Annotated in this window: 14 protein-coding genes; 8 read left to right on the forward strand and 6 right to left on the reverse strand. The window is 61.7% G+C overall.

What is annotated here, in order from left to right; all coding sequences use genetic code 11:
• Positions 1 to 10: 10 nt before the first annotated feature.
• The gene (gene bipL / locus BM267_RS04905) at positions 11 to 943 is read right to left on the reverse strand and encodes a phospholipase BipL (protein WP_036989220.1); all 933 of its coding nucleotides are present in this window, start codon (positions 941 to 943) and stop codon (positions 11 to 13) included.
• A gap of 180 nt (positions 944 to 1,123) precedes the next feature.
• On the opposite strand from bipL, the gene BM267_RS04910 reads away from it, so the two are divergent.
• Positions 1,124 to 3,301 (forward strand): malate synthase G, encoded by a 2,178-nt coding sequence (locus tag BM267_RS04910; RefSeq protein ID WP_074777625.1) that lies wholly within the window; start codon positions 1,124 to 1,126, stop codon positions 3,299 to 3,301.
• A 104-nt stretch (positions 3,302 to 3,405) separates the two neighbouring features.
• The gene (locus BM267_RS04915) at positions 3,406 to 3,690 is read left to right on the forward strand and encodes a hypothetical protein (protein WP_036989218.1); all 285 of its coding nucleotides are present in this window, start codon (positions 3,406 to 3,408) and stop codon (positions 3,688 to 3,690) included.
• Between the two features lie 28 nt (positions 3,691 to 3,718).
• Here the strand turns inward: BM267_RS04915 and BM267_RS04920 are convergent, their stop codons facing one another.
• The 4 genes from BM267_RS04920 to BM267_RS04935 all read right to left on the reverse strand — a co-directional run bounded on the left by BM267_RS04920 (position 3,719) and on the right by BM267_RS04935 (position 7,091).
• Positions 3,719 to 5,593 carry an alpha/beta fold hydrolase gene (locus BM267_RS04920; RefSeq protein ID WP_074777623.1) on the reverse strand — a complete coding sequence of 625 codons (1,875 nt, stop codon included), beginning with the start codon at positions 5,591 to 5,593 and terminating at the stop codon, positions 3,719 to 3,721.
• A gap of 288 nt (positions 5,594 to 5,881) precedes the next feature.
• A complete protein-coding gene (gene zapA, locus BM267_RS04925) occupies positions 5,882 to 6,151 on the reverse strand; it encodes a cell division protein ZapA (protein ID WP_036989217.1) in 270 nt (89 codons plus the stop codon).
• Positions 6,148 to 6,375, reverse strand: coding sequence for a hypothetical protein (locus BM267_RS04930; RefSeq protein ID WP_036989216.1), 228 nt, complete (start codon positions 6,373 to 6,375; stop codon positions 6,148 to 6,150). The genes zapA and BM267_RS04930 overlap by 4 nt, the downstream gene beginning before the upstream one ends.
• A 71-nt stretch (positions 6,376 to 6,446) precedes the next feature.
• The gene (locus BM267_RS04935) at positions 6,447 to 7,091 is read right to left on the reverse strand and encodes a TetR/AcrR family transcriptional regulator (protein ID WP_036989215.1); all 645 of its coding nucleotides are present in this window, start codon (positions 7,089 to 7,091) and stop codon (positions 6,447 to 6,449) included.
• 85 nt (positions 7,092 to 7,176) lie between these two features.
• On the opposite strand from BM267_RS04935, the gene BM267_RS04940 reads away from it, so the two are divergent.
• The 3 genes from BM267_RS04940 (at position 7,177) to BM267_RS04950 (ending at position 12,451) form a co-directional block, all read left to right on the forward strand.
• A complete protein-coding gene (locus BM267_RS04940) occupies positions 7,177 to 8,277 on the forward strand; it encodes an efflux RND transporter periplasmic adaptor subunit (RefSeq protein WP_036989214.1) in 1,101 nt (366 codons plus the stop codon).
• Between the two features lie 2 nt (positions 8,278 to 8,279).
• Positions 8,280 to 11,357, forward strand: coding sequence for an efflux RND transporter permease subunit (locus tag BM267_RS04945; RefSeq protein WP_036989212.1), 3,078 nt, complete (start codon positions 8,280 to 8,282; stop codon positions 11,355 to 11,357).
• 323 nt (positions 11,358 to 11,680) lie between these two features.
• Positions 11,681 to 12,451, forward strand: a complete 771-nt coding sequence (locus BM267_RS04950; protein WP_051610772.1) for a phytanoyl-CoA dioxygenase family protein — start codon at positions 11,681 to 11,683, stop codon at positions 12,449 to 12,451.
• Here BM267_RS04950 and BM267_RS04955 read toward each other — a convergent pair.
• A complete protein-coding gene (locus BM267_RS04955; protein WP_036989211.1) occupies positions 12,437 to 12,805 on the reverse strand; it encodes a hypothetical protein in 369 nt (122 codons plus the stop codon). The genes BM267_RS04950 and BM267_RS04955 overlap by 15 nt on opposite strands.
• 155 nt (positions 12,806 to 12,960) lie before the next feature.
• Here BM267_RS04955 and norR point away from each other — a divergent pair, with 155 nt between their 5' ends.
• The 3 genes from norR to nosZ all read left to right on the forward strand — a co-directional run bounded on the left by norR (position 12,961) and on the right by nosZ (position 18,798).
• Positions 12,961 to 14,595, forward strand: a complete 1,635-nt coding sequence (gene norR / locus BM267_RS04960; RefSeq protein ID WP_063607982.1) for a nitric oxide reductase transcriptional regulator NorR — start codon at positions 12,961 to 12,963, stop codon at positions 14,593 to 14,595.
• A 68-nt stretch (positions 14,596 to 14,663) separates the two neighbouring features.
• Positions 14,664 to 16,832 carry a transcriptional regulator NosR gene (gene nosR, locus BM267_RS04965; protein WP_083392356.1) on the forward strand — a complete coding sequence of 723 codons (2,169 nt, stop codon included), beginning with the start codon at positions 14,664 to 14,666 and terminating at the stop codon, positions 16,830 to 16,832.
• Positions 16,833 to 16,872: 40 nt separating this feature from the next.
• A complete protein-coding gene (gene nosZ / locus BM267_RS04970; protein ID WP_074777617.1) occupies positions 16,873 to 18,798 on the forward strand; it encodes a TAT-dependent nitrous-oxide reductase in 1,926 nt (641 codons plus the stop codon).
• The last annotated feature ends 44 nt before the right edge of the window (positions 18,799 to 18,842 follow it).

Raw genomic sequence — 18,842 nt, forward strand, 5'->3', positions numbered from 1 at the left:
CAGCTCCCGCTCAGTGGCCCAGGCGCTCGCCCAGCCAGTCGAGATACTGCCGGCGATACCTGGGCTTTTCATTGGCCAGGTGATGACGCGCCTCGGGCAGATAGAACAGCTCCGGGGCGTCGAACTTGTCCTGCAGGACCTTGATGTTGTGTTGCCAATCCACCGTCCCATCAGCCTGACCCTGCACGATCAAGGGTCGATGGGAGGCCGGAGTGGCCGTCTCGATGCGCGGGATCCACTTGTCCAGTGCCTGCACCCAGGCGACGGGTAGCACCTGCGCCTGCAGCGGATCATGCTGGCGAATGAACTCGAGGAAATCCACATCCGTGGAGTTGTCGCTGAAGCGCCGCCCCAACTGCTGGATGAAACCGCCCAGCAGCTTGAGACTGAATTGCGAAACGCCCCACTGGCGTGGCCGCACCAGTGGCGCCATCAGAATGGTCTGGCCCGCCTGCTCCGGCATCGGCCCATGCAGCAGCCGGTCGATCAGAATCGCCCCGCCGGTGCTCTGTCCGAGGAAATGCCAGGGCGCTGGCAGCTTCCACAACCGCCCCTGTTCGAAAACCCCGTCCAGCACTTGCTGATAACGCAGAAAACAATCGATGCTGGCCCGCTCGCCGCTCGACAGGCCATGCCCCGGCAGATCGAAGGCCAACACCGCCAGCCGCTGCCCGAGCGCCCAGCGGATCAGGTGTCGGTACAGCCCCATATGGTCGTAATAGCCATGCAGCAGCACCAGCGTGCCGCACGGCGCCGATGGCCGCCAAACCTGCACCGCGACATCGAAGCCGTCCACGGTGATGCGCCCCAGATGTTGCTGCACCTCGGCACTGAAGTCGATACCGTAATAGGCAGCATACTGCCTGGCGGCCGGGTTGAAGGGCTGACCCGGTTCCAGCTCGGGCAACTGCTCGACGAGCGTATCCAGAAAGGATTGATCCATTAACATCCCGGCTTGTCCTGAGGCAGCAGACGGGTAAATCTCTGCCGCTTTAGTCTGATATCGACACAATTCCATGTTTTGAGCATGATTTGCAAACGATCATCATGTAACATGCTGCGTTTCCAAATGCCACGTCCTTATGCGCTATCGCGCAGTATCTCAGCAGAGTGAGAGGTTTTCATGACTGAACGCGTCCAGGTTGGTGATCTCCAGGTTGCCAAGGTTCTTTTCGATTTCATCAACGAACAAGCCATTCCCGGCACCGGTGTACAGGCCGATGCGTTCTGGGCCGGCGTAGATGCACTGCTCCATGACCTGGCGCCCAAGAACCGCGCCCTGCTGGCCAAGCGTGACGAGCTGCAGGCCACTCTCGATGCCTGGCACCAGGAGCGTGCCGGCCAGCCCCACGATGCCGCTGCCTACAAGGCGTTTCTCCAGGACATCGGCTATCTGTTGCCTGAACCCGCCGATTTCAAGATCACTACCGAAAACGTCGACAATGAAATCGCCACCATGGCCGGCCCGCAGTTGGTGGTGCCGATCATGAATGCCCGTTTCGCGATCAATGCCGCCAACGCCCGCTGGGGTTCGCTGTACGATGCCCTGTATGGCACCGATGCCATCAGCGAAGCCGACGGTGCCGAAAAAGGCCCCGGCTACAATCAAGTACGTGGCGACAAGGTCATTGCCTTTGCGCGCACGTTCCTTGATGAGGCAGCACCGCTGGCCAAAGGTTCCCATGTAGACGCCACCGCTTATACCATTGATCAGGGTCAATTGCGCGTTGCCTTGAAAGACGGCAGCCAGACCGGTCTCAAGGAAGCCGATAAGTTCGTTGCCTTCCAGGGCAATGCCGCCGCTCCCCATGCCGTGCTGCTGAAGAACAACGGCCTGCATTTCGAAATCCAGGTCGATCGCGAAAGCCCCATCGGCCAGACCGACGCGGCTGGCGTGAAGGATGTGCTGATGGAAGCCGCCATCACCACCATCATGGACTGCGAAGACTCCACCGCCGCCGTTGATGCCGAAGACAAGACCGTGGTCTACGGTAGCTGGCTGGGTCTGATGAAGGGCGATCTGGCCGAGCAGGTCAGCAAAGCGGGCTCCACCTTTACCCGCACCATGAACGCCGACCGCATCTATACCCAGGCAGATGGTTCCGAGCTGACCCTGCATGGCCGCTCGATGCTGTTCATCCGCAACGTCGGCCACCTGATGACCAACGATGCGATCATCGACAAGGACGGCTTCGAAGCGCCGGAAGGCATCCTTGATTGCGTGTTCACCGCACTGATCGCCCAGCACAACCTCAAGGGCAACACCAGCCGCGCCAACAGCCGCACCGGCTCGATGTATATCGTCAAGCCAAAGATGCACGGCCCGGAAGAAGTCGCCTTCGCCAACGAGCTGTTCAACCGCGTGGAAGACCTGCTCGGCATGGCGCGCAATACCCTGAAAATGGGCATCATGGATGAGGAACGCCGCACCACCGTCAACCTGAAAGCCTGCATCAAGGCTGCCAGCGAGCGCGTGGTGTTCATCAACACCGGCTTCCTCGACCGTACCGGTGACGAGATCCACACCTCCATGGAAGCCGGCCCGGTGGTGCGCAAGGCTGCCATGAAGGCCGAGAAGTGGATCGGCGCCTATGAAGACTGGAACGTCGATCATGGTCTGAACTGTGGTCTGTCCGGCCGCGCGCAGATCGGCAAGGGCATGTGGGCCATGCCCGACCTGATGGCCGGCATGCTGGAGCAGAAGATCGGCCACCCCATGGCCGGCGCCAACACCGCCTGGGTACCCTCGCCCACCGCCGCTACGCTGCATGCTCTGCACTACCACAAGGTCAATGTGTTCGAGCGCCAGCAGGAACTGGCCAAGCGCACCTTCGCCTCGGTGGATGACATTCTCACCATCCCGCTGGCCATGGACACCAACTGGACCGCGGAAGAGAAGCAGAACGAGATCGACAACAACGTCCAGGGCATCCTCGGTTACGTGGTGCGCTGGATCGATCAGGGCGTCGGTTGCTCCAAGGTGCCGGACATCAACGATGTCGGCCTGATGGAAGACCGCGCCACCCTGCGCATCTCCAGCCAGCTGCTGGCCAACTGGCTGCGCCACCGCATCATCACCGAGCAGCAGGTGATCGACAGCATGCAGCGCATGGCCGAAGTGGTCGATCGGCAGAACGCCGGCGACCCGGCCTACCGCCCGATGGCGCCGAACTTCGATGACAGTGTCGCCTTCCAGGCCTCGCTGGAACTGATCCTCGAAGGCACCAAGCAGCCCAACGGCTACACCGAGCCGGTCCTGCATCGCCGCCGCCGCGAGCTGAAGGCCAAGCTGGCACGATAAACAACCGCAGCACCCCGAGCCCGGCAGGTTTCCTGCCGGGCTTTTTTGTTTTCGCGGCCTGATCGTGTACGGAACGCGAAAGTGCCGGCCGGGTCTGAGTCTGCATGGATACCGATACCCTGATCAATCTGCTGCAATGGCCAGCCATGGTCGTCACCCTGGTGGCGGCCTGGCTGGTGGGATCACGCCAACGACTGAAACGCCTGGCCGGCTTCGTCTGTTTCATCGCCAGTAATGTGCTGTGGATCATCTGGGGCTGGCACACCCATGCCTGGGCGCTGATCGTGCTGCAGATCGGCCTGTTTCTGATGAACCTGCGCGGCACCCGCAAGAATGCCGAGTCGGCAGAGACCGATACAACATTGACGCAAAAAGGGGCGTCATCATGACGCCCCCATTGTCGCTCACAGACGACGCTTAATCCTGCGCGGTTCCGGTCGCATAATCCCTGAACTGGACCGATACCGAACGCACCTTGTCGGACGGCCAGTTCGGCACGTTGATTACCTGCTCCTCGCCCCCACTGCGCGGCTGCAAGCGGATCGCAATGATCTCGCCAGCATGCGATGACGCCGGCAGGAACAGGTCCAGCCCGGACATGAAGGGCAAAAGGTGGAACAGCTGATCAGGCCCCGCCAGGTTGCTGCGCTGATCGCTGTTGCGATCATGCAGGAACAAGCTGCTCAATCGCTTCAGCAAGGGTGCCGTCAGCTCGGTTACCACATCGGTCCCATTGACGGTCAGGCGATCATTATCATCACCCTGATCACCCCACAGCTCCTTGTCCCGGCCGATGATGATATTGGTATGTGCCGCGCTGCGATGCAGATACTGGCCAACGCCGGTTCCCGGCAGGGAGGTATTCAGCCGCACCAGGAAACTGTCCTGCGGGTATCCCTCACGGTAGAAATATTGATCATTGCCTGGTTCAGGATGCAGCAGGGCATATTCGAGAACGGCGTCCCGGTCGACCTGCAGCGGTCCCCAATCACCGCTGACTCCGATTCGCTGTGTGTGCAACGGCACGTCACTGAGCCGTACCCCGGTATGCGGGTCGGTCTGGTAGATTTCCAGGGTGGTGCCTTCTGCACCGATATTCTCGGGGAAGATATGCGTCTTGCCGGCGATCCAGACCTGTTGGCCTGCAGCCTGCGGAATGGCAGTTTCGGCCGGCGCCTCACCGTTGAAGAAATGGTACATGCGCTCGAACGACTCCGCCGACGTGGCGACCTCGATGTGACCTACCGGGGCGTCTGCCGGAGGATAGACATTCTGCGCGCCCACTACGGTACGGTCGACATATTGCCCCCACAACGCCAGCGTCGGTACGTCGCCGGGCTGATGATCAACCGCCGCACCGTCGACACTGACATAGCGGGCTACCTTGGCAGCATTGGCCGGTTCGGAGAGATACACCAGGCTGACCCGGGTGCCCATGGAATGGCCAATCAGATTGACCTGCTGCGCTCCTGTGGCGAGCAATAGCTGGTCGATGATGCGGTTGATACTGGCGTTGCGGGCCGCCGCCTGCTCCGGATCGAACGGGTCCTGACCCGTAGCGGTGTTGTATTCATAGACCCCGATATGCGCCAACGGGTAACCGTTGGCGCGCAGGCGCTGGGCCTGGGACTCGAACTGCGACGCCGAGCCTGCGCCGCCATGGATGAACAGCACTGGCAGCCGGTCGTGTTGCAGCTCGGCGCCGTCCAGCTGCGCCAACGAGTCCTGCAGATGTTGCCAGGCCGGCAGCCGCGCGCGCAATGAACGCTCACCGGCACGGCTGTTCTCATCGAAGACGCCCGCCTGGTTGAGCTCGTCCAGCAGACCGGCCACGGCTTGCTCGAAGGCTTCGTCATCGCTGAAGTCAAGGTTCTCCAGGCGATGCTGCTGCGCATACTCGGTCACCTGCTGGTCGATCTCATCGGAGATCTGGATGCCATTGACCAGGTTGCCATCGGCATCCAGGCTCTGCAGCAGCCGGGCCATGTTCACCACAGCGGCATCCGCTGGGTCCGCGTCGGGCAGCAGGTTAATCGGGGTAATGACGCTCTGGCCGGCAGCCGAACCCAGCTGGATACCGCCCACGGCAAAATCGATATTTTCTCCTGGGCGGTAGACGAAGGCGCCCTCGGCACTGGTCCTGCCCTGCTGAGTCTCTGTACTGAACCTCAGTCCGCTCACCGCGCTGTCAATGAAAACCCCTTCGCTCAGCTCATCGGAGCGGGAGTCGGAACTACCCGAGCCGGAAAAACACCCCGCCAGCATGACTGATGCGATACCTATAGCCGACATGCGCAAGCCGCTTGCAGACGGCAGAGACCTCTTGTTCCTGTTCATTACATACCTTCAGTTTTTGTAGTTATTGTCAGGGGTCGCCTCTGGAGCGAGGCAACCATTGTCAATCCGAGACAGCAGACGAGACATTCCATCCCACCGTTTCGCCATGGAGCATATATGAGAAGCGGATCACACAAGCCCACATAAACAGAATGAATATTCACTCATCAGGCAAGACAGAAAGTACCGACTCGACTAGTAGGTAAAGAGGGGAACCAGGGAAGGCGGGAAAGGTGAAGCTGATCAGTCCACCGATTGAAACTGGGCGACCAGCGCAGTCAGGCGGTGCTCCGCCTGCTGCAGCTGTTCGTTCTGCTGGATCTGGGAAACGCACAGCGCCAGCGCCGTGGTCACCAGCAATTGGTGCGCATCGCTACCGGCACGTTGCTCGCGGGATTCGTTCAATTTCTGCTGCAGCAGCTCAGTGGCCTGCTGGAACAGCAGTTCCTCGCTCTCGCTGATGCGGAACGAATAATCCTGCCCCAGAAAACTGACTACCCGCACGTTGCTCATGCCTCAGCGCTGACGCCACTGCGCTGCAGAATGGCCTGCAGCCGACCCACCGTGGAGCTCAATTGCTCTTCCTGCTCCATGGCTGCCAATTGCAGACTGTCGTTCTCATCCTTGACCTGCTGCAACTCCTGTTCGAGGCGAGTGACGTTCTCGTTCTGCGTGCGGTTCTGCTCCAGCAGATCGGTAACCAGTCGTTCGAGCTGGGTGAGAGTGGTTTCCAGCATGTCATACCCCCTGGGAAAAAGGCGCAGAGGATATCCCAAAGCGCCCCGCACCACCAGCCGCCCTTCACCGGTCAGCGGGAATGGGTGCCATAGATACGCAGAAAGATCTCCACCACTTCGGCGACATGCTGCTGGCGATCCACCGCGTTCATCGATTGCTCATGGCCGATCAGCAGGCGAAAGTTGTGATCGCCCTTGAGCAGACAGAAGAAATGGCGCGCCGCATTGATCGGGGTTTCGATCTCCAACTCGCCACGGCCCACCGCCCGTTGCAGCACCTGCACCATGCCTTCGCATACCCGCTGCGGCCCGGCTTCGTAGAACAGTTGCGCCAGCTTGGCATCCTGCCCGGCCATCCGCACCAGCAGGCGATGCAGCGCCAGCGACTCAGGACCGTTGATCAGCAGGCAGAACGCATCGCCAATACGCTGTAACAGGATGCGGATATCCGTCTCGGCGGGATGTTCGAAAAACAGCTGCGGCATCTGGCTCTCGCAGACATTCCGGATGGCCGCGGCGTACAGGGTGTCCTTGTCAGTGAAATGGCTGTAGACGGTGAGCTTGGAGACTTCAGCTTCCCCCGCGATGGCCTCCATGCTGGTGCCCTCGTACCCATTGCGCAGGAACAAGGCCTGGGCCGCATGCAGGATGGCTTGACGCTTGGCCGGGTCTTTCGGACGGCCGGGACCGCTGGGGCGTAATTTTTTTTCAGACATGTATTTAAATACTGGACTGGCGGGTTTGGTATTAATACTATACCTGTCAGTTCAATTATTCCAACTCTGTGACAGGTCGCCGCCCATGTCCCGCCATGCCCTACTCGGCTTTATCGTTCTCGTCCTCACCAGCGCCCTGAGCGGCTGCCGTGAGCCTGAAATCGTCGAAACGCCACCCCGCCCGGCGGTCGTGGTACACCCCCAACCGGCCGAGGCGCAGGTGCAGAGTTATCCCGGTGAAGTACGGGCGCGCTTCGAGCCGGAGCTGGCATTCCGTATCGGGGGCAAGGTCACCAAGCGCATGGTGGATGCGGGTGATCGGGTCCGTAAGGATCAACCGCTGGCCGAACTCGATCCCGAGGACGTGCGCCTGCAGCTGGAAGCCGCGCGGGCGCAGGTGGCAGCCGCCGAGGCCAATGTGCACTTGGCCAGGACCGAGCGCGACCGCTATCGCACTCTGCTGGATCGCCAGATGATCAGCTCTTCGCAATATGATAATGCCGACAATACCTATCGCTCGGCCGCAGCGCGGCTAAAGCAGGCCCGGGCCGAGTTCGATGTGGCGGATAACCAAGCCACCTACAGTGTGCTGCGGGCGCCACAGGATGGCGTTATCGCCCAGCGCGCGGTCGAGGTCGGGCAGGTGGTTGCCGCCGGTCAGCAGGTTTTCGTGCTGGCGGCCGATGGTGAGCGCGAGGCGCTGATCAGCCTGCCGGAAAGCAGCATTGGCCATATCGCCATTGGCCAGGCGGTGGACGTACAACTGTGGTCCCGCCCCGAGGACCGTTTTGCCGGCACCATCCGCGAGCTGTCGCCGGCCGCCGATCCGCTGACCCGCACCTTTGCGGCCCGGGTCAGCTTCAACGCCGATGCGCAGCGAGTCGAGGTCGGTCAGAGCGCCCGCGTCTTTATCCGCCAGTCCGATCAGGTGCCGCTGGCAGTCCCCCTGTCTGCGGTGAGCGCGGAGCAAGGTGAGAGCTTTGTCTGGGTGGTCGATCCGCAAACCCATGCGGTGGTTCGTACGCCGGTGCGTATGGGCAACTATGGTCAGGAGCACGCGACCATTCTCGATGGGCTGCAGGCTGATGATTGGGTCATCGCTGCCGGGGTGCATATGCTGGTCGAGGGCCAGCAGGTGCAGCCGGTGGATCGGCAGAATCGCAGCGTGACACTCGCCGGAGAATAGACATGTCATTCAATCTTTCCGCCTGGGCACTGCGCAACCGCCAGATTGTTCTGTATTTCATGCTGGTGCTGTCGGTGGCCGGGTTCCTGTCCTACGGTGAGCTGGGCCAGAGCGAGGACCCGCCCTTCACCTTCAAGGCCATGGTGGTACGCACCAATTGGCCAGGGGCGACGGCCGAGGAAGTGGCGCGCCAGGTCTCCGACCGGATCGAACAGAAGGCCATGGAAACCGGTGCCTACCAGCAGGTGGTGTCCTATTCCCGGCCCGGCGAATCGACCCTTACCTTCGTCGCGCTGGATACGCTCGACTCCAAGGAAATCCCCGAACTCTGGTATCAACTGCGGAAGAAAATCGGCGACATTCGCCACACCCTGCCACCGGATGTCGTCGGCCCCTTCTTCAATGATGAGTTCGGCACGACATTCGGCAATATCTATGCACTGACCGGTGACGGTTTCGATTACGCCCTGCTCAAGGATTATGCCGAACGCCTGCAATTGCAGCTGCAGCGGGTCAGGGATGTGGGCAAGGTGGAGCTGATCGGCGTTCAGAACGAGAAGATCTGGATCGAGCTGTCCAACCTCAAGCTGGCGACTCTGGGCCTGCCGCTGGCCGCTGTGCAGCAGGCGCTGGAAGAACAGAACACCTTGCACGAGGCGGGCTTCTTCGAGACTGCCGATGAGCGGGTGCGCCTGCGGGTATCCGGACAGTTCGAGACGGTCGAGCAGATCCGCCAGTTTCCCATTCGCATCGGTGACCGCACCTTCCGGATCGATGACATTGCCGACGTGCACCGGGGGTTCAATGACCCCATGGCACCACGCATGCGCTACATGGAGCAGGACGCGCTGGGCCTGGCGGTCTCGATGAAGCCCGGTGGCGACATCCTGGCGCTGGGCAAGACCCTGGAAACCGAATTCGAACGCATGCGCCAGACGCTGCCCGTCGGCCTGCAATTGCACAAGGTATCCGACCAGCCAGAGGCCGTACGCGAGAGCGTCGGCGAGTTCGTCAAGGTGTTAGCCGAAGCGGTCATCATCGTGTTGCTGGTGAGCTTCTTCTCCCTCGGTCTGCGCACCGGCCTGGTGGTCGCGCTATCGATTCCGCTGGTGCTGGCGATGACCTTCACGGTGATGAACTACTTCAACATCGGCCTGCACAAGATTTCCCTGGGCGCCCTGGTTCTGGCGCTGGGCCTGATGGTGGACGATGCCATCATCGCGGCGGAGATGATGGTGATCAAGATGGAGCAGGGTTTCGATCGCCTCAAGGCGGCCAGCTTCGCCTGGACCAGCACGGCGTTCCCGATGCTCACCGGCACGCTGATCACCGCTGCGGGCTTTCTGCCCATTGCCACCGCTGCTTCGGGGACCGGTGAATATACTCGGGCGATCTTCCAGGTGGTGACTATCGCGTTGCTGGTTTCCTGGATCGCTGCGGTCATCTTCGTGCCCTACCTGGGGTACAACCTGCTGCCCGACATGGCAAAACTGCATGCCAAGAAACACGGCGGCAGCCCAGACGGCCATGACCCCTACGCCACCCGCTTCTACCAACGGGTCCGCAGCACGGTGCAGTGGTGCGTGGTCCACCGCTGGCTGGTGATCGGTGTGACCCTGGGGCTGTTCATCGGCTCGATACTGCTGTTCCGCCTGGTACCGCAGCAGTTCTTCCCGCCCTCGGCGCGCACCGAACTGATGGTTGATCTCACCCTGGCCGAGGGGGCATCGCTCAAGGCCACCCAGGCCCAGGCCGAGCGCCTGGAAGAGCACCTGCGCGAACATCCCGGCATCGACAACTTCGTGGCCTATGTCGGTACCGGCTCGCCGCGCTTCTATCTGCCGCTGGATCAGCAATTGCCGGCGACCAACTTTACCCAGTTCGTCATCAAGACCCACTCGATCGCAGACCGCGAGCAGTTGCGCAGCTGGCTGATGACGTTGCTGGATCAGGAGTTTCCCGAAGTGCGAGCGCGCGTCTCTCGCCTGGAGAACGGCCCGCCGGTGGGTTATCCGATCCAGTTCCGCATATCCGGTGAACACATCGACGAAGTGCGGCGCATCGCCCGAGAGGTCGCTGCCAAGGTGCGGGCGAATCCGGGGGTGGCCAACGTCCATCTCAACTGGGAGGCACCCAGCAAAGTGGTGCTGCTGCAGATCGATCAGGAACGCGCCCGGGCGCTGGGCCTGAGCACCAGCGACGTCTCGGGCTTTCTCTCCAGCCAGTTGACAGGTACCACCGTGAGCCTGTTCCGCGAGGGGGACGAGCTGATCGAGATTGCCCTGCGCGGCACCGTTCAGGAACGCGAGGCGCTACAGCACCTGCCCAGCCTGGCGATTCCCACCGGCGATGGACGCAGCGTAGCGCTGGAGCAGGTGGCGACCCTGGAATACGGCTTCGAGGAAGGTGTCATCTGGCGACGCGATCGCCTGCCGACGGTGACCGTAAGGGGCGACATCCATGGCAGCGAACAGCCGGCCACCCTGGTACAGCAGATCATGCCCAGCCTCGACCCGATCCGAGCCGAATTGCCGGCCGGATACCGCTTCGCAGTGGGCGGTACCGTAGAAGACTCGCAGCGGGGGCAGAAGTCGATCATCGCGGGCATACCGCTGTTTCTGCTGGTGGTGATGACCCTGCTGATGTTGCAACTGCGCAGTATCTCGCGCTCGGTCATGGTGTTCCTCACCGCACCACTGGGGCTGATCGGTGTGACGCTGTTCCTGCTGGCCTTCCGCGAACCTTTCGGCTTCGTCGCCATGCTCGGCACCATTGCCCTGTCCGGCATGATCATGCGCAACTCGGTCATCCTGGTCGATCAGATCGAGCAGGATATCGCCGCCGGGCATGACCGCTGGCATGCCGTCATCGATGCCACAGTACGCCGCTTCAGGCCCATCGTATTGACCGCGCTGGCGGCCATCCTGGCGATGATTCCGCTGTCGCGCAGCGAGTTTTTCGGGCCGATGGCAGTGGCCATCATGGGTGGTCTGACCGTGGCCACGGCGCTGACGCTGCTGTTTCTGCCCGCGCTGTATGCCGCCTGGTTCCGGGTGCGCGAAACCGAAGGGCAGAACTGATGTCCCCGGCCCGCCTTTGTTGTCACTTTCGGCGAATTTGACTACACGGGGCGGGATTAGAGCGACGCAGGAAGCCGAGGCCGAGACCCGAATTTGCGGTCCGGCCCCGGTGTCGCCGATGGATCCTTCGCCTTGGCGAAGGACGACGGGTTCCGGCTATACGCTCGAATACCGCGTGGTAAAGCGCTCCGTGAGTGAAAGGTTAGGAGTTTTTGTTTAGATAAGAACCATACTTGTTTGCATTGCGCCATTCTCGAGTATTGCTGGCATCCCCTTAACGCTTCCCCGTTGTACTGCCAGGAAGCCTCGCAGGAGTGCCACGGTTGACTGCCACCTTCAAATCCATCGATACAGCTACCCATGCCCGGCTGGTTGCCGATATTCGCAGGCAGGGCTTCGCCTGCATCCCCGACTACCTCAATGCCGAGCACCTGGCCCGCCTGCGCAGCGAGCTGTCGACGCAGGCCGTACAGCACCACGGTAACTATTTCGCCTACCATGGCGGCTCCACGGTTGAACGCAGCCTGCTGGGTCTGTTGGCCGAATCCACCGAGTTCCGCTCGCTGCTCGACGCCGTCCATCAGCTGAGTTGTACGCGGCCCGCCCATGATCCGGTCATCCGTCAGGTGCTGCGCTGCGTGCAGGGCCAGACCGGCCGGCGCGAATCCAACGCGTTCCATTATGATGCGACCCTGGTCACCGCTCTGGTACCCATCGAAATTCCCCAGGACGCCGAGCAATGCGGCGATCTGCTGATGTTCCCCAATATCCGGCCGGTGCGCGCCAATGTCCTGTTCAACCTGCTGGAAAAGGCGCTGTTGCAGAACCGCCTGAGCCGCGCGCTGCTGGTTTTTGCCATTCGCCATAGCTGGGCCCGACCGCTCCGATTGATCCTGCAACCTGGCAACCTCTACCTGTTCTGGGGCTACCGGACCTTGCATGCCAATGAGCCCTGTAGCCCCACCCACCGGCGCGCCACGGCGCTGTTCCATTATGGCGATCCCCATGCCGGCAGCCTGTTGACGCGGCTGACCCTGAAGCTCACCGAGCGCCGGGCCCGCCGCCGCAGCCGGCCGCCCTTAGGGAGTCTCTGATAGGTTGACCGCCTGCAGCCGAGCACCGCGGCGCTCGACCCGCTGCCCGACAGCAAATTGCGCAGCGGGTGAACGCACCTCCCGCACCGCGCCCGCGGTATCGCGCACGGCATAGGCTCGCTCCTCCAGACCGCTGGCGGTCTGTATTCCCTTGCCGACGAACAGCCCGACGCCAGCCCCCACCAACGCCCCCAGCGGTCCACCGGCAGCGCCACCGAGCATGACGCCAGTGCTCACTCCCAGAGCTCCGCCGGCAGTGGTGTCGGTGGTCTCGCCGACGATCTCGTCGGCCGCTGCCAAACTGGCCGCTGCGGTCAGTGCCAGGGTCAAGCCAAAAGTGATCAGGGATTTCATAGGTTGCTCCTCGTGTGGATGTAAATGTTCCCAGTTCACCCTTCACAAAGCGTGCCAGCGCCGGAATTGACCGTAATCAAGGACTTGTCCGCCGCGGGTGGTCATATTCACAACCGTGTTTCAGGTAATGAAAACCCAAGCGTTGTGGATAGGACATGACTCCCAGCCCCGTGCTCACCACCCTTCTCCCGCTGCTGGATGATCTCAGTCGGGATCTGCCCCAGGCCGAACACTACCGGCGCCTGCTGCTGGCGCTGCGCGCCTGTCTGCCGTGCGATGCGCTGGCGCTGTTGCGTCTGGACGGTGATCTGCTAGTGCCGGTGGCAGTGCTGGGACTGAGTCCGGACACCCTGGGCCGCCGCTTCCGGGTGAGCGAGCATCCGCGGCTGGCGCAGGTTCTGGGCAGCCGGGGTGCCATCCGCTTTGCCGCTGACTGCGACCTGCCAGATCCCTATGACGGTCTGGTCGAAGGGACACCGGGGCGCCTGCAGGTCCATGACTGCCTGGGTTGCCCGCTGACCATTGATGACCGCCCCTGGGGTCTGCTCAGCCTGGATTCGCTGGACCCAGCCCGCTTTGGCCATATCGATCTTCCCAGCCTGGAAGCATTCACCCGCCTGGCGGCAGCCACGGTCAAGGCGTGCGAGCGTATGAACAGGCTGACGCGTCAGGCCGAGGATGGGCGAAAGCTCGCGGAAACCTGGCGCCAGGTCGCCAGCTGCGCTACTTCCCGAGAGCTGATCGGTGCCAGCCAGGCCCACCGGCATCTGCTGAAAGAAATCGATCTTGTAGCCAGAAGTGATCTTTCGGTATTGATCAGCGGCGAAACGGGCGTGGGCAAGGAGCTGGTCGCCCAGGCGGTCCATCAGCGATCCGAGCGCCGCAACAAGCCGTTGATCAGCCTCAACTGCGCCGCGCTGCCCGAGTCGCTGGTCGAGAGTGAGCTATTCGGTCATGTGCGCGGCGCATTCTCCGGCGCCACCGGCACCCGCGGTGGCAAGTTCGAGCTGGCCGATGGCGGCACACTGTTTCTCGATGAGGTCGGCGAACTGCCGCTGAGCGTGCAGGCCAAGCTGCTGCGGGTACTGCAGAACGGCCAGTTGCAGCGTCTGGGGTCGGATCAGCAACTGCACGTGGACGTGCGCATCATCGCCGCCACCAACCGGGATCTGGCAGAGGAAGTGCGCGCCGGGCGTTTTCGCGCCGACCTGTACCACCGTCTCGGCGCCTATCCATTGCGTGTGCCCGCGCTGCGTGAGCGCGACGGCGATGTGCTGTTGCTGGCCGGCTACTTTCTGGAACAGGGCCGCACCCGGCTCCAGGCTCCCGGGCTGGGGTTGAGCCAGGCGGCTCGCGACGCCCTGCTGGCCTATGACTGGCCGGGCAATGTGCGCGAGCTGGAGCACCTGGTCAGTCGGGCCATTCTCCGAGCCCGGGCCAGGGGCGCGGGCGCGCCGTTACCGCTGCAGCTGTCTGCGGCGGATCTGGATCTGGCCGCAGTTGTCGCTCCCGCCAGCGTCGCCGCGCAGATCGCCAATGCACAGTTGCCGCATTACGGGCTGCGCCAGGCGGTAGACGCCTATCAGCGCCAGCTCATCGAAACCGTACTGACCCACAATCACGGCAACCTGTCGGCGACTGCCCGTGCCCTGCAGATCGATCGCGGCAATCTGCACCGGCTGGTCCGGCGGCTCGGGCTGGTAGTCACAGGCAGACCCGATCGCCGCGCTGGCTCCGGAAGTGATAGCGATACTCATCAGAAAATTGCCCCGTATTTGACAGGATGTTGATACTGATCAAGTCTTCTTTAACTGGGGGTTATTAGAATGAAAATACTCTTGATATGGAAAGAACTGCTATGAAGTTGTCGATAGTTGCCGCGGTTCTCAGCAGATGGATGCTGGCCATCGGCCTGTTGTTCGCGACCCTGTCACTGGCACCCGTGTTGGCCGCCGATCAATCCCTCATCGATCAACGGATCGAACAGTTCTTCCCCCAGGCGACCGTCATTTCCGAACCGGAAGGCGACTACGGGGTGCGCACGCTCAGCGATGCCGTCGGCACGGTGTACGGTTACGCCTTCGAAAGCATCAACGTGCTCAACATTCCTGCCTATTCCGGCAAGCCGATCAATATGCTGGTGCTGATGGACACCGACGGGGTAATTCAGGACGCCTACGTGCTGGAACACCACGAACCTATCCTGCTGATCGGTATTCCCGAGCAGAAACTGCATGATTTCACTGCCCTGTATGCCGGCGTCAAGGCGGACCAGCGGGTGGTGGTTGGCCGCTCCAGGGATGAGAACGCCATTACCGTCGATGCCGTGTCCGGCGCGACGGTGACGGTGATGGTGGTCAACGAGATCGTCATGCGCGCGGCGCATGACGTGGCCGCATCGCTGGGCCTGGTCAAGGGCAATCTCACCGCCCGCGGCAAGCCGGCGACCGTCCGTGAGGATGTCTACCAGGAGGCCAGCTGGCCTGAGCTGACCGGCGACGGCTCGATCCGCCGACTGCTGTTGAGCAACGCGGATATCAACCGCGCCTTCCAGGGCACTGAAGCCGAGGGTGTCGACGAGGCTCCGGCGGAACGCAGCGAGGAAACCTTCATTGATCTGTATACCACCTGGCTGAACGCGCCGACCATCGGCCGCGCCGTGCTGGGCGACAACCAGTATCGCTTCCTGATGGACGATCTCAAGCCCGGCGAACATGCCTTCGCGGTGCTGGGCAGCGGCCAGTATTCGTTCAAGGGCTCGGGCTATGTGCGCGGCGGCATCTTCGACCGGGTACAGATTCGTCAGTTCGGCAACATCCACAGCTTCCGCGACCTGGACCATATCCGCCTGTATGACGTGATGGCCGAGGGCGCCCCGCCATTCCAGGAAATGGCCATCTTCATCCTCCGTGAAGATGCCGGCTTCGATCCCGGCACGCCCTGGACCCTGGAGTTGCTGGTCCGCCGCCAGACCGGCCCGGTGGACAGTATCTTCGTCAGCTTCGAGCTGCCCTATGAAACGCCCGAGCACTACATCGAACGCCCGGTACCCACGCCCGAGGAGCTGCGTGCCATCGAGGAGGCCAATCGGCCGGTGTGGGTCAACATCTGGTATCAGAAAAGCTTCCAGGTCGGGGTGGTCCTGGCCGCCCTGCTGCTGTTGACGGTGATCCTGTTCTTCCAGGACAACTTCGCCCGGCATCCGAACTTCCTGCGCTGGCTGCGTCATGGCTACCTGACCTTCACCGTGGTGTTCATCGGCTGGTACGCCCTGGGCCAGCTGTCGATCGTCAACGTGTTGACCTTCGTCCATGCGCTGGTAACCGAGTTCCGTTGGGAGCTGTTCCTCAGCGACCCGGTCATCTTCATCATCTGGACCTTCACCGCTGCCAGTATCCTGCTCTGGGGTCGCGGGGTGTTCTGCGGCTGGCTGTGCCCCTTCGGTGCATTGCAGGAGCTGATCAACGAGATCGCCCGCAAACTGAAGATTCCCCAGTACGAGCTGCCTTTTGCCGTACATGAACGACTGTGGGCCATCAAGTACATCATCCTGCTGGTGCTGTTCGGCATCTCGCTGGAATCGATGATGATGGCCGAGAAGGCCGCCGAGGTGGAGCCCTTCAAGACCGCCATCACCCTGAAGTTCGATCGCCAATGGTGGTTCGTGCTGTACGCGGTGATTCTGCTGGTGATCAACATCTTCACCCGCAAGGTGTTCTGCCGCTATATCTGCCCGCTGGGCGCGGCCCTGTCGGTCACCAGCCGGGTGCGCCTGTTCGACTGGCTCAAGCGTCGCAAGGAGTGCGGCAACCCCTGCCAGCTGTGCGCCAAGGAGTGTGAGATCCAGGCGATTCACCCCGATGGACACATCAACCACAACGAGTGCCATTACTGCCTCGATTGTCAGATGACCTATCACAACGAGAACAAGTGTCCTCCGCTGATCCTCAAGAACAAGCGCAAGACACGTGGAAAGAAAGCGCCGGACGAGCAGTTGATTCCGGTGGTGCAAGTAGTCGAACCCTGACCCGCAAGGTCAACGAAGATGGCCCAATAAGGAGCTGAACATGAGCGACAACCCCAACAACCTTCCGGCCAACCCGGAATCCAAAGGACTGAGCCGGCGCGGCTTTCTCGGCGCCAGCGCGATGACCGGGGCGGCGGTAGCGGCCACTGCCTTCGGCGGGGCGGTGATGAGCCGCGAAACCTGGGCCCAAGCGGTCAGCGACGCCCAGAAAAAGGCGCAGGCGAAAATTCATGTCGGGCCCGGCGAGCTGGATACCTATTACGGTTTCTGGTCCGGCGGCCACCAGGGTGAAGTGCGGGTCTTCGGTGTGCCCTCCATGCGCGAGCTGATGCGTATCCCGGTATTCAACGTCGATTCCGCCACCGGCTGGGGTCTGACCAACGAGAGCCGTGCCATATTGGGCGACAGCGCGAAGTTTCTCAATGGTGACTGCCACCACCCGCACCTGTCCATGACCGATGGCAAGTACGACGGCAAATACCTGTTCATCAACGACAAGGCCAACAGCCGTGTGGCGCGTATCCGTCTGGACATCATGAAAACGGACAAGATCACCACCGTGCCCAACGTGCAGGCCATCCACGGTCTGCGCCTGCAGAAGGTGCCGCACACCAAATACGTGTTCTGTAACGCCGAGTTCATCATCCCGCATCCGAACGATGGCAAGAATTTCGCCATGGATGACGAGAACAGCTATACCATGTACAACGCGATCGACGCGGAAACCATGGAAGTGGCCTGGCAGGTCATCGTCGATGGCAACCTCGACAATACCGACGCCGATTACACCGGTCGTTTCGCCGCCTCCACCTGCTACAACTCGGAAAAGGCGCTGGATCTGGGCGGCACCATGCGCAATGAGCGCGACTGGGTGGTGGTATTCGACGTGGAGGCCATCGAAGCTGAACTGAAGGCCGGCAACTTCATCACTTTGGGCGACTCCAAGGTGCCGGTGCTCGACGGCCGCAAGAAGGATGGCCAGGACAGCAAGGTCACTCGCTACATTCCAGTACCGAAGAACCCCCACGGCCTGAATACCTCTCCTGACGGCAAGTACTTCATCGCCGCCGGCAAGCTGTCGCCCACCGCCTCGATCATTGCCATCGACAAGCTGCCTGACCTGTTTGCCAACAAGTTCGAAGATCCGCGCGAGGTCATTGTCGGTGAGCCCGAACTGGGTCTGGGGCCGCTGCACACGACCTTCGACGGCCGCGGCAACGGCTACACCACCCTGTTCATCGACAGCCAGGTGGTCAAGTGGAATATCGAAGAAGCGATCCAGGCCTACAATGGTGAAAGCGTCAATTACATCAAGCAGAAGCTGGATGTGCATTATCAGCCGGGCCATACCCACGCATCACTGACCGAAACCTCCGAAGCCGATGGCCAGTGGCTGGTGGTCCTGAGCAAGTTCTCCAAGGACCGCTTCCTGCCAACCGGCCCGCTGCATCCCGAAAACGACCAGCTGATCGACATCTCCGGTGAGGAAATGATCCTGGTGCACGACGGCCCCACCTTCGCCGAACCGCACGACTGCATCATGGCGCGCCGCGATCAGATCCGCACTAAGAAGATCTGGGACCGCAACGACCCCTTCTTCGCCGATACCGTGAAGATGGCCGAGGCCGATGGCATCAACCTGACCAGCGACAGCAAGATCATCCGCGACGGCAACAAGGTCCGGGTGTACATGGTGTCGATGGCACCGTCCTTCGGTATCAACGAGTTCACCGTCAAGCAGGGCGACGAAGTCACCGTGATCATCACCAACATTGACCAGATCGAGGACGTATCCCACGGCTTCGTCATGGTCAACCATGGTGTGAGCATGGAGATCAGCCCGCAACAGACCTCGTCGATTACCTTCACCGCCGACCAGGCCGGGGTGTATTGGTACTACTGCAGCTGGTTCTGCCATGCCCTGCACATGGAAATGTGTGGTCGCATGCTGGTCGAGCCGGCGTGATGCGCTGCCCGGTGCGTTCACCGACGCTCCGGGCATCCTGCCAC

The sequence above is a fragment of the Halopseudomonas bauzanensis genome, assembly GCF_900114735.1.
GTDB lineage: Bacteria > Pseudomonadota > Gammaproteobacteria > Pseudomonadales > Pseudomonadaceae > Halopseudomonas > Halopseudomonas bauzanensis.

Bases quoted from the DNA above. Each gene is read 5' to 3' on its own strand.
- BM267_RS04930 (WP_036989216.1), bottom strand. From the start codon at position 6,375: ATGCTGGAAACCACTCTCACCCAGCTCGAACGACTGGTTACCGATCTG.
- bipL (WP_036989220.1), bottom strand. From the start codon at position 943: ATGGATCAATCCTTTCTGGATACGCTCGTCGAGCAGTTGCCCGAGCTG.
- nosZ (WP_074777617.1), top strand. From the start codon at position 16,873: ATGAGCGACAACCCCAACAACCTTCCGGCCAACCCGGAATCCAAAGGA.
- BM267_RS04920 (WP_074777623.1), bottom strand. From the start codon at position 5,593: ATGTCGGCTATAGGTATCGCATCAGTCATGCTGGCGGGGTGTTTTTCC.
- BM267_RS04945 (WP_036989212.1), top strand. From the start codon at position 8,280: ATGTCATTCAATCTTTCCGCCTGGGCACTGCGCAACCGCCAGATTGTT.
- norR (WP_063607982.1), top strand. From the start codon at position 12,961: ATGACTCCCAGCCCCGTGCTCACCACCCTTCTCCCGCTGCTGGATGAT.
- BM267_RS04940 (WP_036989214.1), top strand. From the start codon at position 7,177: ATGTCCCGCCATGCCCTACTCGGCTTTATCGTTCTCGTCCTCACCAGC.
- BM267_RS04910 (WP_074777625.1), top strand. From the start codon at position 1,124: ATGACTGAACGCGTCCAGGTTGGTGATCTCCAGGTTGCCAAGGTTCTT.
- nosR (WP_083392356.1), top strand. From the start codon at position 14,664: ATGAAGTTGTCGATAGTTGCCGCGGTTCTCAGCAGATGGATGCTGGCC.
- BM267_RS04935 (WP_036989215.1), bottom strand. From the start codon at position 7,091: ATGTCTGAAAAAAAATTACGCCCCAGCGGTCCCGGCCGTCCGAAAGAC.
- BM267_RS04915 (WP_036989218.1), top strand. From the start codon at position 3,406: ATGGATACCGATACCCTGATCAATCTGCTGCAATGGCCAGCCATGGTC.
- BM267_RS04955 (WP_036989211.1), bottom strand. From the start codon at position 12,805: ATGAAATCCCTGATCACTTTTGGCTTGACCCTGGCACTGACCGCAGCG.
- zapA (WP_036989217.1), bottom strand. From the start codon at position 6,151: ATGAGCAACGTGCGGGTAGTCAGTTTTCTGGGGCAGGATTATTCGTTC.